This window comes from Sutcliffiella tianshenii (genome assembly GCF_016908565.1).
In the GTDB taxonomy this organism is placed as follows: domain Bacteria; phylum Bacillota; class Bacilli; order Bacillales; family Bacillaceae_I; genus Sutcliffiella_A; species Sutcliffiella_A tianshenii.
The window spans coordinates 409982-425568 of the sequence record NZ_JAFBED010000004.1; the positions used below are offsets into that span (position 1 = coordinate 409982).

The following is a 15587-nucleotide window of genomic DNA, read 5'->3' on the forward strand; positions in this document are numbered from 1 at the left end:
GCATCACCTCTCCGTTCTTGGGATGGAAGGAATATTATAGCTTATTCAAAAAAGGTCCCATTATGTTAACACGATAAGAATATAGCTTATCAGACCCACTTGCAGGAACGTAAGTAAAGGCAACCCATACTTGAAGGGGAAATGCTTCGTTTTATGGCGATAGGTTCTCATCCCCATCCATGATCCCAATGCCCCACCTATAAATGAAACGGTCCAGAGCTTGGATTCAGCGATTCTCCATTCTTGATTGACTGCCCTTTTTTTATCGACTTTCATCATCAGAAAAGCAAGTATATTTATTAGTATGTATATGGTGATAAATAGTTCCATGTTCGACCTCCATGCCTGAACTCCTTGATTACTTTATACTACACCGACTCTTAAGGAAAATAAAGAAAAGAGGCTATCACAGGGATAGCCTCTTTGTAGGAATTACTTGTTTAAGCTGTTTTTCGCAGCAGTTGCCAATTCAGCAAATGCTTTTTCGTCGCTAACTGCTAGCTCAGCTAACATTTTGCGGTTTACTTCGATACCAGCTACTTTCAAACCGTGCATTAGACGGCTGTAAGAAAGACCGTTCATGCGAGCCGCTGCGTTGATACGAGCGATCCAAAGCTTACGGAAGTCGCGCTTCTTCTGGCGACGATCGCGATAAGCGTACATTAGGGATTTCATTACTTGTTGGTTTGCTACTTTATATAAAGTGTGTTTAGAACCATAATAACCTTTAGCTAATTTAATGACTTTTTTACGACGTTGACGTGTTACTGTACCGCCTTTAACTCTTGGCATTATAAATACCTCCTAATTATTTATTACTTGATGTTGTCTAACATGTGACGGATGCGCTTGAAATCGCCTTTGCTAACTACAGCTGCTTTACGTAGTTTACGTTTTTGCTTCTGAGATTTGTTAGCGAATAAGTGACTTGTGTAAGCATGAGAACGCTTCAGGCTTCCAGATCCAGTTTTCTTGAATCTTTTCGCTGATCCACGATGAGTTTTCATTTTAGGCATTGGAGTTCCTCCTCATATCATTACTTTTCGTTTTTAGGTGCTAGTACTAAGAACATGCTACGACCATCCATTTTAGGATGTGATTCGATGGTTGCCACTTCTGCACAAGCTGCAGAGAAACGGTCCAGCACACGCTGACCAATTTCCTTATGAGTGATTGCACGGCCTTTGAATCGGATCGAAGCTTTCACTTTGTCCCCTTTTTCAAGGAACTTAATTGCATTTCGAAGTTTCGTATTGAAATCATGCTCATCAATAGTAGGACTTAAACGAACTTCCTTGATGTTGATTACTTTCTGGTTTTTACGCGCTTCTTTGTCTTTCTTCTGTTGTTCGAAACGGAACTTTCCATAGTCCATGATCCGACATACAGGAGGTTTTGCATTTGGCGCCACCATTACTAAGTCAAGGTTTGCACGTGTTGCGATTTCCAACGCTTCGACCTTTGACTTGATTCCTAGCTGGTCTCCATTTTGACCGATTAGACGAACTTCACGGGCACGAATGCCATCGTTTACCATCATATCTTTGCTAATAATTAGCCACCTCCAAGGGTTATTGCCGAACACCGTTTGACGAACAATTTACTTTTATACAAACAAAAAAGTGTGAATGTACATGACACCCACACTTTACGATTAAGTAAGTAAAAGATTGAAATCTTTCTCGTAAAACCTGTCAACTGCAATCATATGCGTCGGATCAGGTGAGAAGCGGGTGCTTCTTCTTGTTCTCAAACAAGTATTCAATTTGACCTTGTATAATATATCATTAATGATGATTGATTGTCAAGAATTCGTATCAAATGAAACAACGTTTTAAATGATATCAGATAAATTGTGGTTGTGCAATAGTTTTTTTCGGGATGCTTGAAAATTGGGCAGTCACATTAAAGACCGCTGTTGATTTCCGCACTAGTCTTCGCTTTCCGCGGGCGGGTATGGAGCCTCCTCGGCTTGCGCCTGCGGGGTCTCCCTTACTCCGCTTCTCCCGCAGGAGTCTACGACTTGTGCTCCAATCAACAGCTGGAGAATGCCTGAAATCGACCATCAACTTTTTCTTTAACGCTTCGCTTCTTTCACAATGGAGTCCACAAATTTCTCCAAGGAGATTGTTTCGGATTTTTGTTCGCCGTATTTGCGGACGTTGACGTCGCGCTCTTTGATTTCGTTGTCCCCGATTACGAGCATGTAAGGGATTTTTTGCATTTGTGCTTCACGGATTTTATAGCCGATTTTCTCGTTTCTTTCGTCCATTTCAACGCGCAGCCCTTTGGATTTCAGGAGGTCCTGCACTTCTTTTGCATAGTCGAAGTGTGCGTCAGGCGATACAGGGATCACTTGTACCTGGACTGGTGCGAGCCAAGTTGGGAATGCTCCTTTGTACTCCTCGATCAGGAAGGCAACAAAGCGTTCCATTGTGGAAACGACGCCACGGTGGATAACGACAGGACGGTGCTGTTTGCCGTCTTCCCCAACATAAGTGAGGTCGAATTTCTCAGGCAATAGGAAGTCAAGCTGTACAGTGGATAGTGTTTCTTCTTTTCCAAGAGCTGTACGGACCTGTACGTCCAATTTAGGGCCATAGAACGCCGCTTCATCGATGGCTTCAAAATAGTTCAATCCAAGGTCGTCCATTGCTTCCTTCAGCATGCTTTGTGCTTTTTCCCACATCGCATCGTCGTCAAAGTACTTTTCCTTGTTTTCAGGATCGCGGTAGGAAAGACGGAAAGAATAGTCATCCAAGCCAAAATCTTTATATACTTCAAGAACCAGGTTCACTACACGCTTCAGTTCATCCTTGATCTGGTCAGGGCGAACGAAGATGTGCGCGTCATTCAAAGTCATCCCGCGAACACGTTGAAGTCCTGCCAGCGCTCCAGACATTTCGTAGCGGTGCATAGTACCAAGCTCAGCAATGCGGACAGGCAGCTGACGGTAGCTGTGGATGCTGTTTTTATAGACCATCATATGGTGCGGACAGTTCATCGGACGGAGCACAAGCTGCTCGTTATCCATCTCCATAGGAGGGAACATGCCGTCCTGATAGTGGTCCCAGTGACCGGAAGTTTTATAAAGGTCCACGCTTCCCATTACAGGAGTGTATACGTGGTCATAACCAAGGGAAACTTCTTTGTCCACGATATAGCGCTCGATCACGCGGCGGATTGTCGCACCCTTTGGCAACCAAAGCGGCAACCCTTGCCCGACCTTTTGGGAGTTGAAAAACAGGTCAAGCTCTTTTCCGATTTTACGGTGGTCACGCTCTTTTGCTTCCTCCAACAGGCGCAAATGCTCATCGAGTTCCGCCTTTTTGAAGAAGGCAGTTCCGTAGATGCGCTGCAGCATCTTGTTTTTGCTGTCGCCTCTCCAATACGCCCCAGCGATGCTCAGGAGCTTGAACTCCTTGATTTTGCCTGTTGATGGGACGTGAATCCCGCGGCATAGGTCGAAGAATTCGCCTTGTTCATATATGGAGATTGTTTCGCCTTCCGGAAGCTCACGGATCAACTCAAGCTTCAGTTCGTCATTCAATTCCTCGTAGCGGCGCAAGGCTTCTTCCCTACTTACTTCCAAGCGGACTACATCCAGGTTTTCACTTACAATCTTTTTCATTTCTTTTTCGATTTTTTGCAAGTCATCCGGAGTCAAGGACTCTTCCATATCAATGTCATAGTAGAATCCATTTTCGATCACCGGGCCGATACCAAGCTTCACATTGCCATATAGGCGCTTGATTGCCTGTGCCATCAAGTGGGCAGTGCTGTGACGCATGATACCGAGGGCTTCCTCAGTTTCCTGGACGACAATGCTGATTTCTCCATCCGCTTCTATCGGGGAACGAAGATCGATGAGCTCTCCGTTAAGTTTACCTGCAATAGCTTTCTTTTTCAGACCCGGGCTAATGGATGCAGCGATATCTTCTGTTGTCGTGCCACGTTCAAACTCCTTTACCGCTCCGTCTGGAAATGTGATTTTCAATAATTCCGACATCCCTGTCACCTCTTCTTTAGATTTTTGTAAAAAAATAAAAAAACCCGTCCCCTATAAATAAGGGACGAGTTTAATATCCGTGTTTCCACCCAAGTTCCCATCTTTTCAACATGCATAAAAAGACGGCTTCGTTTTCGATAACGGGGGATTTCCCCGTCAACAGCTACTATGAATTTCGCTGCTGAAGTTTAGAGGTGGTAAATACATTAACCGTGATAGGAAGCTTTCAGCCGGTGACTTCCTTCTCTTTGATCCGTGTCAATCGTACTCATGTCCTCATCATTACTTGTAGGCTATAAGGTTTAAAATTGATTATGTTTGTTATTATATTCTCCATATCAAGGAAAATCAAGTACACATCTTAATCAATTTTACTTTTTTTTCGCCCAAAATAGTGAAAAGGAAGGATTTCTGTTCTTTCTTCGAATATATTACGGATGGTTTCCACCAGTTGATGGTCGATATTGTCGGTATAGAGGAAGAGCTTGCTCGGTGCTATCGATACCAATGGCGCCAAGACAACTGAATCGATATAGTAGGAATAGTTGTTGAAATGCGTCCGATTCATATACTTTATCAGTTGATTCTTCGTAATATGATTCAAGCTATCATCATAAAAATCAAACTGGTATTGGTAGACGAGATGGACCTCATTCAATTTGGATTCCGTGGAGTTCAATAGCTCCCTTAGCTGATGGATGAAGGACTGATATTCTTGTTCCAGCTTGTACTCATCTATGGCCGCCTCCAGATAGATCTGCAGCGTATCATAATATTCCTTCAGGCGGAAGGTCAAAAAGGAATCAAAAGAAAAGGAAACAGGCTCCAAAAAAAAGCCCTGTATGATGGAGTCAAGCTGCTTTTCTCTTTCCTGTATGGGAGGAAGATTAGGGATGTCGCTTCTTTCCCCTTGAAAAATAGATTGCAAGATACATAATATCTGTTCGTGCTCCTCCTCATCCCTGAAGTAAAATGTGTTTTCCAGGGTGGATACAATGTATTCCTTTTCCTTGACCCTTGTAATAAAGCTCTTTAATGCAGGTATGATCGCATGTTGATAAAAATCGATATCCTTTGACTCCACTACAATTTTTTCTTTATGTAAAGAAAGGATTGAATCACCTTCTGGATTTGTCTCAAGTATCCGTAAAAATACTGTTTTTGCATCCAATTCATCTCGAAAGGAAATCTCAAACAAGTTTGTCCCCCCTTTGGTACACCTGATTCTATGTATATGGGGGGACGCAAAAAAAAATGATAAATATCAGTAAGATGAGGGATTATTTTATTGACTCAAAGTCTCCAACAAGCACTTTCAGATGCTTCGGCAGTATCTTGATGTTGGATGGGGTGCTGAAATTGCATTCCCCGTCACAATCTATTTCCTGCTTTGGGGTAGCCTCGATTTCAATTTCCCGTGCCTGGAAGTAAATCAGGCTTTCGTCTGCTTCAGCGGGAAATTGTTGCTGGATCTTTGATTGCATCCATGTCCATAGATGGGTAAGGGAGGTCTGTTTGACAATCAAAACGTCCAGCACACCGTCCTGGACATGGCTCTCCGGGAAGAAGGATTGGAATCCCCCCACATAGGAACCGTTGCCGATCAGAAACATCATGGCCGGACCATCATAGTCCGTAGTGTCGCTCTTGACTTTCAGTTGAAAGGGTTCACTTTCCATGATCATCTGGCCGGCACTGATATAATACGAAAGCTTTCCAAGCAACTGCTTATTCTGGGTATCCATATTATCCGACACCTTGGAAATCAGGCCGATCCCCCAGAAGTTCAGGAAATATTGCTTGTCACACTTCCCGACATCAACCTGTTCCATTCTTTTTTCTACAATCTGCTCTACTGCAAGGAGCGGGTTTTGTTTCATCCCGATGGTCCTGGAAAAATCATTGCAGGTGCCACCAGGTATAATGGCAAAAGCAGGTCGATCTTTCAGACTGCATATGGCATTGATCAGCTCATAGATGGTTCCGTCCCCACCGGCCCCAATAATCAGGTCCACTTTGCCTTCAAGGTCTGATACCAGTTTCGCACCATCCCCTTTTTCCTTTGTCACCATGACCTCGACTTCCTCAAATCCTTCCTGGAGCTTTTCCTTTATCTCATCGATCGACTCTACCATCTTCCTCTTCCCTGCGTTCGGATTTAAAATCAGTGCCACTTTCTTCACGATAGTTCCCCCTTCCGGCATGTAATGATGCATTTATGTTACCATACCCATTATTTGAAAGATTAACGTGAAATTGAAGGCCCCGCTCCAAAAAAGAAAAGCCGCATCCACAGATTTCACCAAGGACGCGGCTTTTCTTTTTAATTATCAAGCTTCAATTTTTTGTTTTTCAATTTTGCAAGGCGTTCAGCAAGCTTCTGCTTGTCCTGCTCCTGTACAGCCTGGAAGCTTTCGGCATTTTCTTCCGCAGGATCAGGCTCACTGACGTAACGGTTTCGGACCTGCTTCTCCTTCGAAACGGAGGAGGTTTTCTTTGTCGTTTTCGTATCTGCCCAGTTTTGATACTGGCGATGCTCCTCTTTTGCAAGCTCCATCGCTGCACTCACTGTTTTGACCTGCTTCCGCGCCCAGTGGCTGGCAATTTTCTCCACATACTTTCGGTTCAGCTTCATGTCCGTCTTGAGCAACACGTAATAGAGCAATACGTTTGTGACCCCTGGAGTCAGCTGCTGCTTGAACATGACATCCTCGACGATGCTCAGATCCGATACGGAGGGTTCCGCACCTCCCGAAAGGTCTGTCAGCATCGCTTTTGGCGAAACATTCTCCAGCTGCTGGATCAGCTGCTCCTCCTTGGAAGAAGGGTTCCTATCTGCAAACTGTTGGAGATTGGCCGGCTGTGTTTTCTCCACCAGGGAGGGAAGGGTATTGTGGTACTCCAATTGATACCAATCACGGGCTGATTTCCTCAGTTTCTCGAGATTGATCATATCGTCTTCATCAATCACATTCATCATCAAATCCTTCATCGTCAATGGATCGATCTGATAGATAAAGGCAAGCTTCTGAATGGCTTGCTTCACTTTTGCTGTGATGGCTTTCTTTGGAATGACCACATCCGATAGGCCGGCATAGAACAATTCGAAATCAAATTCACCTTTTCCGACGTCAGGCTCCCGGCCAGTTTTACTTCCGATCCATTCTTTATCCTCGGGAAGCTTCAGCTCTTCCATCGTTTCCTCATTTGCGGCATATGCTATATTTTCCGCTTGGACGGATTGGAAGACGTCACTGAATTGACGGGTGATCTGGACATAGTCGGCATCGGTAATTGCGTCATCTGAAAAATATTTTTTCACACTGGCATACTTTGATTTCCCGAGACGATTATAGAGGTAGATGGTGAGCATGGGCTCGGAAAAGAAGGCATCGGGTGAAAGGGGAGGTTGAAGCTCATAGATGAATGTACGCGAATGCTCGTCCTCCTTCACCCAGGTCTTTAATAGTCCGATCCCCTCAAGCTTGATCCTTTCCTGATGGATGTCCTTTAAATTGCATTGCATCGTCGTCATGATGCCATGATGGGTCGTTTCCTCGCCCCAAAGCCGATCTTGGTCGAGCTCACTCCAAAGCGTCATGAACAGACTGAACCCTCTATAGCCGAGAAGTGGCTGATAGAGCATAGTCAATATTTTACGATCAAATGATTGCATCAACCCGCTTGCACGGACAATATAACGATCCACTGGGACCAGTTCTTTCCAATGCCTTTCTGACATAACTCACAAACCTTTCTTTCATGTCATGATAAGTGATGAATGATAAAACAGAGAGGCATATAGGTCTCCTCTCTGTTCTCATACATATGCGATATTATTTCCGCTCTTTTTCTATTATCTCTTTTAATTCATCAAGGAAAACGTTGATATCCTTGAATTGACGGTAAACCGATGCAAATCTGACATAGGCGACCTCGTCGATTTTGGAAAGTCGCTCCATCACCATCTCTCCGACAATATCACTCTTCACTTCGGAAATGCCAATGTTGCGAAGTTCCTTTTCCACTTCGATTACAATGTCTTCGAGCACTTTGAGCGCAACCGGTCTTTTTTCACATGCCTTTATCAGACCCCTCAGCACCTTTTCCCTGCTGAATTCTTCTCTGATTCCTTCTTTTTTCACCACGATCAAAGGCATTTCTTCAACCTTTTCAAATGTGGTAAATCGATAGGAGCAGGACTCGCACTCTCTTCGTCTACGAATAGAGCGCCCTTCCTCCACTGGCCTGGAATCTAATACCTTGGTGCCATTATGCTGACAAGCAGGACATTTCATAAGGGTTTCAGCTCCATTTCCTTATCGTATTTCATCTTTCTGAATTTAAACCCGAGCCGGTATAATTGAGAGATTTATTAAGTTCCTGGTACATATGGAGGACAATCTTGCGGCTGAATCCAAAATCAGTCGGCAGGATGCTGGTATCCGTTGTAACGGAAAAATCGATCGCCGTTTCAAACGGTCTCACCGAAATCACTGTCACGACCATAAAGGCCTTTTTCCCTCTGTTTACCTGAACCGCTATTTCACCATGCTCCTCTGAAACGGACTTCACTGTAAAGCCATCCATTTTTTGAAGCATCTCCTGAAGGGCCTTCATCGCATTCTTATTGGATACCTTGTAATAATGGCTGCGTAATTCTGGATCGATATGATTTTCTCTAGTCTCCGTATGTGTGGATAGTAGATTTTTTAATTTTTGTATAGCTCCCACGATATTTTGACAACCCCTTAAATTTACTACGTTCTATGTAAAGGTGATGATATACAGGAAAAAAGTATAATAAAAAGAGGTGCATATTATACACCTCTTACCATTTTAATCGATTTAGATATAATTTTAAAGTGCTTTTGCTTTGTTTACTTGAACAGGACCCATTCCACGTGGAAGTTCGATAGTTTCACGAGTCTGTGCATTCAAAGCTTCAGCAATGTAATCTGCAGAAATGTTAGGATCCAACTCACCGCATGTATAAACGTCGATGCTTGCATATCCGTGTTCCGGGAAGCTATGAATAGTTAAATGTGATTCAGAGATGATGACCACTCCGCTTACTCCTTGTGGTGCAAACTTATGGAATGCAACCTCGCGAACCTCAGCTCCGGATTTTAACGCTGCATCAACAAAAGTTTTTTCAATGTAATCCATATCATTCAACTTATCAAAATCGCAACCCCATAATTCTGAAATAACGTGACGACCTACTGTTTCCATCTCACGTTCCCCCTTTAACATTTTTTAGAATACATGAATTCCTCAAAGGTGAAGATTGATTATTGTATTACTACCACGGGGGAAAGTTAGTCCAGAGAGGTCCTAACCCTTTAAGTAGCCACATAACCGTTTCAAGAAGTTCACGAAAAATAGTATACTGTTTTTATATTAGTTTTGCAACATGCATTTCATATTTTTTTGTGTGCAAAAATGGAAAGGTTCCATCCTCCCTATTATTACAACGGAAAAAAGCGGCTAACATCGGATGTTAACCGCTTTCACTATTTATCCTTCAGGTGAAGTGTAATATTATCCAGCCATTACTTCTTTTGCTTCCACCATTTTCTCCGCTACATAATGGACAAGGTCCACTACACGGCAGGAGTAGCCCCACTCATTATCATACCAAGCCAATACTTTGACCTTTGTTTCCCCCATTACCATGGTGGAAAGGCCATCGATCACTGCGGAATGTGGATTTGTATTGAAGTCGACGGATACTAATGGCTCCATTGTAACACCCAGGATGCCATCCATGGATCCGACTGCAGCTGTTTGGAATGCATTGTTAATATCATCCACTGTCACCGGCTGCTTCAAGTCCACAACCAGGTCTACAAGAGACACGTTCGGAGTAGGTACGCGCAACGCCATCCCATGCAGCTTGCCTTTCAGATGAGGCAATACGAGGGCCAACGCCTTTGCTGCACCAGTCGATGTCGGGATGATCGACTGTCCGCACGCTCTTGCACGTCTCAGATCCTTATGTGGATTATCAATGTTTTTTTGATCATTTGTATATGCATGTACCGTCGTCATCAATCCATTTTCAATACCGAACTGCTCATCAAGCACCTTCACAACCGGCGCCAGGCAGTTGGTTGTGCAAGATGCATTTGAAATGACATAATGCTGATTCAAATCAAGGGCTTCTTCATTTACACCCATTACGATTGTTACATCTTCGTCCTTGCCCGGTGCTGTCAGGATCACTCTTTTTGCACCTGCATTGAGATGCAGTGCCGCTTTATCGCGCGCATTGAACTTCCCTGTCGCTTCAATCACGATGTCAATATTCATTTCCTTCCAAGGCAATTCTTCAGGATTGCGGTTATTGACCAATTGAATGCGCTTACCATTTACAATAAGAGCGTCGTCCTCTGCGTATACATCCGCATCAAAACGCCCATGATTTGTGTCATACTTAATTAAATGAGCTAACGTTTCGGCTGGATAGCTCGCATTGATTGCAACAATATTCAAACCTTCCTCTTGGATGGCACGTCTAAATACCATTCTTCCAATACGTCCAAAACCATTAATTGCAACCCTTGCCTTCATGCAAATTCCCCATTTCTGTATATATGTTATACTTATGTTATGATTTCCTGTAAATAGTATAACATATTTAATTTGAATATGTCATGAAAAAATAAAAAAAGGGCATATCCCTATATTTGGATAGCCCATTTCTTTAATATGTCATGTAGCTGTTCTTTTGTTTCTTCTAATGAACCGTTGTTCTGTATCACCTCATCCGCAAGGTCCACTTTTTCCCGGAGCGGCATTTGGGAGGTGATCCTGGCCATGGCATCCTCTTTGGAAAGGCTGTTTCTTTTCATGAGCCTCTCTAGCTGGACAGCTTCATCTACGTAAACCAGCAAGGTCTTTTCCACAAGATGAGTGAGCTTGCTCTCAAACAGCAATGGAATATCCATGACAACCGTCCTGTGCCCTTTTTCTTGATACTCCCTCGACTCTTCCTTCATCCTGTTCCGTATACTGGGATGCATGATGGAATTTAACCTCTCCCTTTTTTCTTTGTTTTCAAAAATGAGTTTCCCGAGTTTTACACGGTCGAGGGATTTGTCTTCCTGTAAAATTTCTTCCCCGAAAACAGAAACCAATTTATTATAGGTTTCTTCCCCTACTTCCACTACCTGTCGTGCAACCACATCCGCATCAACGATCGGCAATCCATATTCCTTCAGCATGGCTGCAACTGTACTTTTGCCACTGGCTATTCCCCCGGTCAATCCGATGATCATATGCCTGTCCAACTCCTTCCTAATGGAAGAGGCTTCTGTGATGACAGAGAGCCTCAGATCTTGATAATTCCGATAATAATAAGCAAAACACCTGGCAAAAAGGAAAATTTGTTCATCCAGGATACTCCAGAGAAAATCCTTCCCAGCTTGATGCCTGATATTACAAATAAGGAACTCATCAACGCAACAGATACAGCCATGATCCAAGGGGAATATCCAAGCAATGCGGCACCGATCCCGGCTCCGAATGCGTCAAGCGATAATGCGATCCCAAGGAAGAATGCTTCCAGTCCAGTGATGGATCCTGATCTGTCAAAGTCGGCTTCAGTGGGCTTCCTCAAGATATTGATGACGACTCCCAAAGACTTGATTTCCAGATTAAATAAGATTTTCTCTCCAATCAGCGTAGGATCCTCAGATGCATTCGACTTGAAAAACTGATATAGCACCCAGACACCAAGAAGAATGAGGATCCCCCCTCCTATACTCTCTGCATAGGCAGGGGATAGGAAAGTGGTAAGTATCGTGCCGACGAACATCGCCAGCAAAAGTGAAACAGCAGAGCAGCATGCAATGATACTGATCGATCTGAGCGGCATATGCATTTTTCTAAGGCCATATGTCAAACCGACACTGAAACTGTCCAGACTGACAGCAAATGCTAAAAGAACAAGTGAGATGTATGGAATCATAAAGAGCTCCTCCCTAACTATCACTGAGATAGTATATGGCAGGAGCCCATTCGATGTGTTTTATCAAAAGTTAGAATTATTTTGCTCTGGGCTGGCAGATCGGGCAGGTGTGGGTTCCTCTTCCTGCCACCACGGATTTTTCTATTTCGGAGCCACATTTTTTGCAGCCTTCCCCTTTTCTGCCGTACACAAACAGTTCAAGTTGGAACATGCCGATCTGCCCTTGTGAATTGACGTAGGAGCGGATTGTACTTCCACCCTTATCCACCGCTTCCTGGAGCGTGAGGACAATTTCCCTGTACAAATTCTCGTATTCCTGATCAGAAAGGCTGTTGGCAAACCTTTCCGGATGTATCCCTGCTCGAAAAAGGGCTTCATCCACGTATATATTGCCAAGTCCCACTACGACGGTCTGGTCAAGCAGTACGGCTTTGATGTTCCTTTTTTTCTTTAAAAGGGTTTCCTTGAAACCGACAAGGCTGAACGCCTCGTCAAATGGTTCCGGTCCAAGGCTTGCCAGCGATTTCGCCTTCAGCTCCTCCCCTTTTCTATATAGGTGGAGGGTTCCGAATTTCCTGACATCCTGATAGCGGAGCTCTGATCCGTCGTCCAGATGAAAGAACACATGGGTATGCTTATTGGAAGGATCATCTTTTTGAAATAATCCAAACTTGCCTTCCATACGAAGGTGGGAAACCATGCAATAGTCATCAAGGTAGAACAGAAGAAATTTCCCTCTCCGGCCTATCGAGAGGATGGTCTGGCCCACAAGCATACTCTCAAACAAAGCGACATCATCCGGCTCCTTTACCATTTTTGGCCAAAGAACCTTTACCTCTTCGATCTTCCTTCCTTGCACCAACTGTAGAAGTGTTTTTCTGACGGTTTCAACTTCTGGAAGCTCTGGCATCAAAACACCTCCCTTTCATTATTTCGCATCATACCAGGTGGAGCCGTAGGAGTAGTCTACCTTCAATGGGACGGTAAGCTCCAGTGCCTGCTCCATCACTTCCGGCACGATTTTCTTTAATTTATCTATTTCCTCTTTTGGTGCTTCAAAGACAAGTTCATCATGCACCTGCAGCAGGACCTTGGCCTGCATGTTTTCTTTTTCCAATCTCTTTGCCATTTCAATCATCGCCTTTTTGATGATGTCGGCTGCACTGCCCTGGATCGGGGTGTTCATTGCCGTTCTCTCTGCGAAGCTTCTCAGATTGAAGTTGCTGCTTGTGATCTCCGGCAAATAGCGGCGACGGTGAAGCAATGTCGTTACATAGCCTTTATCCTTGGCTTCGAGCACTACGTCATCCATATACTGTTTGACCCCTGGGAAGCTCTCGAGATAGCGGTCTATGAACATCTTCGCTTCTTTACGGGTGATGTCCAGACTTTGCGATAATCCATAGTCACTGATTCCATATACAATCCCGAAGTTAACCGCCTTTGCATGACGCCTCATATTGGAAGTGACCTTATCCTCTGTCACATGAAACACGTCCATGGCGGTTTTCGTATGGATATCTGCATCCTCCCTGAAGGCTTCAATCAGCTTTTCATCATTGGCAATATGGGCTAGGACCCTCAATTCAATCTGGGAGTAATCCGCGGCAAAAATGACCCAATCCTTGTGTGAAGGAATGAAAGCTTCCCTGATTCTTCTGCCTTCCTCCAACCGGACAGGGATGTTTTGAAGGTTTGGATCAATCGAACTTAATCTGCCCGTTTGGGTCAGAGCCTGGTTGAAGCGAGTATGAATCTTGTTGGTATCTTCATGCACAACCTTCAATAGACCTTCAATATAGGTTGATTTCAATTTCCCCAATTGACGATAGTGGAGGATCTCCCGGATGACTTCATGCTTCTCTGCCAGCTTTTCAAGCACATCAGCTGACGTGGAATATCCTGTTTTTGTTTTTTTGACAGGCGGCAATCCGAGCTTTTCAAACAGAATGACACCAAGCTGCTTCGGAGAGTTGATGTTGAACTTTTCCCCTGCCAGCTCATAGATGCTCTCTTCAATCTTCTCAAGCTTTTCGGAAAGGTCTTGTCCCATATCCTCAAGGCGTTTTTTATCGACTTTAATACCGAGCGCTTCCATTTCCGCAAGCACCAGCGTCAGAGGCATCTCAAGTTCCTCGAACAGCTCAAGCTGCTCGTTATCCTTCAATTCGTGGATAAAGGACTCCTTCATCTCCTGCATTGCGAAGGTTTTGCGGACCAGATGCTGAGATACCGTCCCTTGATCCGGAACTGCCCTTTTGGCACCCTTGCCATAGACCGCCTCATCCGTTTCTATCTGATGATAACCTTTCTTGCGTGCAATCTCTGCAAGATCGGTGGACGTATCAGAAGGGTTCACGATATAAGAAGCGATGATAAAATCAAAGTCTATCCCATTCAGCTCGATTCCCTGCCATTTCAGTGCCACGATCGCCCGTTTGGCGTCAAATACAGTCTTCTTCTTTGTGTGGTCTGATGCGAAATCCTTAAACTCCTCTGAGTTCAGGGCTACTTCAGTCGGAATGAAGAAATTCCCTTTTTCATTGACCAGTGCAAATCCTTGAATATCCGCGCGATGGTAGTTTTCCTCCAGCACCTCAACCATGAAAAAGTTCTCACTTGCAAAATGATCTGCAGTCAGTTCATCCACTACATCAAATGTAATGTCCGTCAAATCCTCTGTGACTGTTTCGGCATCTTCTCCAAGCTTCTCCAGTAAGGAGTTGAAGCTCAGCTCTTTGAATATCGAGATGACCTTTTTCTTATCAAAGCCTTCGTAGATAAGTTCATCCACCTTCATTTCCACTGGTGCTTCAGTCATGATCGTTGCAAGCTCCTTGCTCATGATTGCCTGCTCCTTGTTTTCCTCAAGCTTCTCCTTCAGCTTTTTCCCGCTGACCTGATCAATCGATTCCAAAAGCTTTTCAATGGTGCCAAATTCCTTCAACAGCTTGATTGCAGTCTTTTCCCCGACTCCCGGAACCCCAGGGATATTATCGGAGGAATCCCCCATCAAGCCCTTCATATCGATGATCTGATCGACAGTTAAGCCATACTTTTCCTCAATGAAGGCAGGTGTGTAGGAGTCTACATCCGTGATCCCTTTTTTGGTGATATCCACCGTAATTTTATCGGTTGCAAGTTGGGTCAAATCCTTGTCCCCAGAGATGATTTTTACTGTAAAGTCATCGTTGGCAGCCTGTCGTGCAAGGGTCCCGATGATATCATCCGCCTCATATTCCGGCAATTCATAGCGTTTGATGTTGTAGGCGTCCAACAGTTCTCTTAGAAATGAGAATTGCTCAGAGAGCTCAGGTGGAGTCTTTTGTCTTCCGCCTTTATACTCCCCGAACGTTTTATGACGGAAGGTTGTTTTTCCTGCGTCAAAGGCCACAAGCATATGTGTCGGTTTTTCTTCCTCCAGGATCCTCATCAGCATCATCGTGAACCCATAAATCGCATTTGTATGTATTCCCTTCTCGTTGCTCAATAAGGGCAGCGCGAAAAAGGCACGGTATGCGATACTGTTCCCATCGATCAGGACTAATTTGTTTGCCATGCTAATTCCTCCTTCTTCCTTTTGTGGTCTATGTAAATATTTCT

16 protein-coding genes and 1 other annotated feature are annotated in these 15587 nt (G+C 44.2%); all 16 genes read right to left on the bottom strand.

All coding sequences use genetic code 11. From position 1 onward, the window contains the following. Nucleotides 1–60 precede the first annotated feature (60 nt). Nucleotides 61–330 carry a DUF1294 domain-containing protein gene (locus tag JOC95_RS11590; protein ID WP_204416260.1) on the bottom strand — a complete coding sequence of 90 codons (270 nt, stop codon included), beginning with the start codon at nucleotides 328–330 and terminating at the stop codon, nucleotides 61–63. Nucleotides 331–432: 102 nt separating this feature from the next. After that, nucleotides 433–792 (bottom strand): 50S ribosomal protein L20, encoded by a 360-nt coding sequence (gene rplT, locus JOC95_RS11595; protein ID WP_010195693.1) that lies wholly within the window; start codon nucleotides 790–792, stop codon nucleotides 433–435. A 23-nt stretch (nucleotides 793–815) separates the two neighbouring features. Beyond that, a complete protein-coding gene (gene rpmI, locus JOC95_RS11600) occupies nucleotides 816–1016 on the bottom strand; it encodes a 50S ribosomal protein L35 (protein WP_066415379.1) in 201 nt (66 codons plus the stop codon). A 20-nt stretch (nucleotides 1017–1036) separates the two neighbouring features. Beyond that, the gene (gene infC, locus JOC95_RS11605) at nucleotides 1037–1555 is read right to left on the bottom strand and encodes a translation initiation factor IF-3 (protein ID WP_204416498.1); all 519 of its coding nucleotides are present in this window, start codon (nucleotides 1553–1555) and stop codon (nucleotides 1037–1039) included. Nucleotides 1556–1610: 55 nt separating this feature from the next. Further along, nucleotides 1611–1751, bottom strand: a sequence feature (ribosomal protein L20 leader region). Nucleotides 1752–2077: 326 nt separating this feature from the next. Next, nucleotides 2078–4009 (bottom strand): threonine--tRNA ligase, encoded by a 1932-nt coding sequence (gene thrS / locus JOC95_RS11610; protein WP_204416262.1) that lies wholly within the window; start codon nucleotides 4007–4009, stop codon nucleotides 2078–2080. 361 nt (nucleotides 4010–4370) lie between these two features. Continuing rightward, nucleotides 4371–5207, bottom strand: coding sequence for a sporulation protein YtxC (gene ytxC / locus JOC95_RS11615; protein WP_204416264.1), 837 nt, complete (start codon nucleotides 5205–5207; stop codon nucleotides 4371–4373). A gap of 82 nt (nucleotides 5208–5289) precedes the next feature. Then, entirely contained in the window at nucleotides 5290–6192 is a 903-nt protein-coding gene (locus tag JOC95_RS11620) for a YegS/Rv2252/BmrU family lipid kinase (protein WP_204416266.1), read from the bottom strand. A gap of 140 nt (nucleotides 6193–6332) precedes the next feature. Beyond that, nucleotides 6333–7751 (bottom strand): replication initiation and membrane attachment family protein, encoded by a 1419-nt coding sequence (locus tag JOC95_RS11625; protein ID WP_204416268.1) that lies wholly within the window; start codon nucleotides 7749–7751, stop codon nucleotides 6333–6335. Between the two features lie 94 nt (nucleotides 7752–7845). Beyond that, on the bottom strand, nucleotides 7846–8307 hold the full coding sequence (nrdR, locus tag JOC95_RS11630) for a transcriptional regulator NrdR (protein WP_204416270.1): 462 nt from the start codon (nucleotides 8305–8307) through the stop codon (nucleotides 7846–7848). A 31-nt stretch (nucleotides 8308–8338) separates the two neighbouring features. After that, nucleotides 8339–8743 carry a cytosolic protein gene (locus JOC95_RS11635; RefSeq protein ID WP_204416272.1) on the bottom strand — a complete coding sequence of 135 codons (405 nt, stop codon included), beginning with the start codon at nucleotides 8741–8743 and terminating at the stop codon, nucleotides 8339–8341. Between the two features lie 126 nt (nucleotides 8744–8869). After that, the gene (gene speD / locus JOC95_RS11640; protein WP_078379448.1) at nucleotides 8870–9244 is read right to left on the bottom strand and encodes an adenosylmethionine decarboxylase; all 375 of its coding nucleotides are present in this window, start codon (nucleotides 9242–9244) and stop codon (nucleotides 8870–8872) included. 309 nt (nucleotides 9245–9553) lie between these two features. Next, nucleotides 9554–10585, bottom strand: a complete 1032-nt coding sequence (locus tag JOC95_RS11645) for a glyceraldehyde-3-phosphate dehydrogenase (RefSeq protein ID WP_204416274.1) — start codon at nucleotides 10583–10585, stop codon at nucleotides 9554–9556. Nucleotides 10586–10695: 110 nt separating this feature from the next. Continuing rightward, a complete protein-coding gene (gene coaE, locus JOC95_RS11650) occupies nucleotides 10696–11292 on the bottom strand; it encodes a dephospho-CoA kinase (RefSeq protein WP_204416276.1) in 597 nt (198 codons plus the stop codon). Between the two features lie 53 nt (nucleotides 11293–11345). Further along, nucleotides 11346–11984, bottom strand: a complete 639-nt coding sequence (gene ytaF / locus JOC95_RS11655; RefSeq protein ID WP_204416278.1) for a sporulation membrane protein YtaF — start codon at nucleotides 11982–11984, stop codon at nucleotides 11346–11348. 76 nt (nucleotides 11985–12060) lie between these two features. Further along, entirely contained in the window at nucleotides 12061–12894 is an 834-nt protein-coding gene (gene mutM / locus JOC95_RS11660) for a DNA-formamidopyrimidine glycosylase (RefSeq protein ID WP_204416280.1), read from the bottom strand. A gap of 18 nt (nucleotides 12895–12912) precedes the next feature. Continuing rightward, nucleotides 12913–15549 carry a DNA polymerase I gene (gene polA / locus JOC95_RS11665; RefSeq protein WP_204416500.1) on the bottom strand — a complete coding sequence of 879 codons (2637 nt, stop codon included), beginning with the start codon at nucleotides 15547–15549 and terminating at the stop codon, nucleotides 12913–12915. Between the last annotated feature and the right edge of the window lie 38 nt (nucleotides 15550–15587).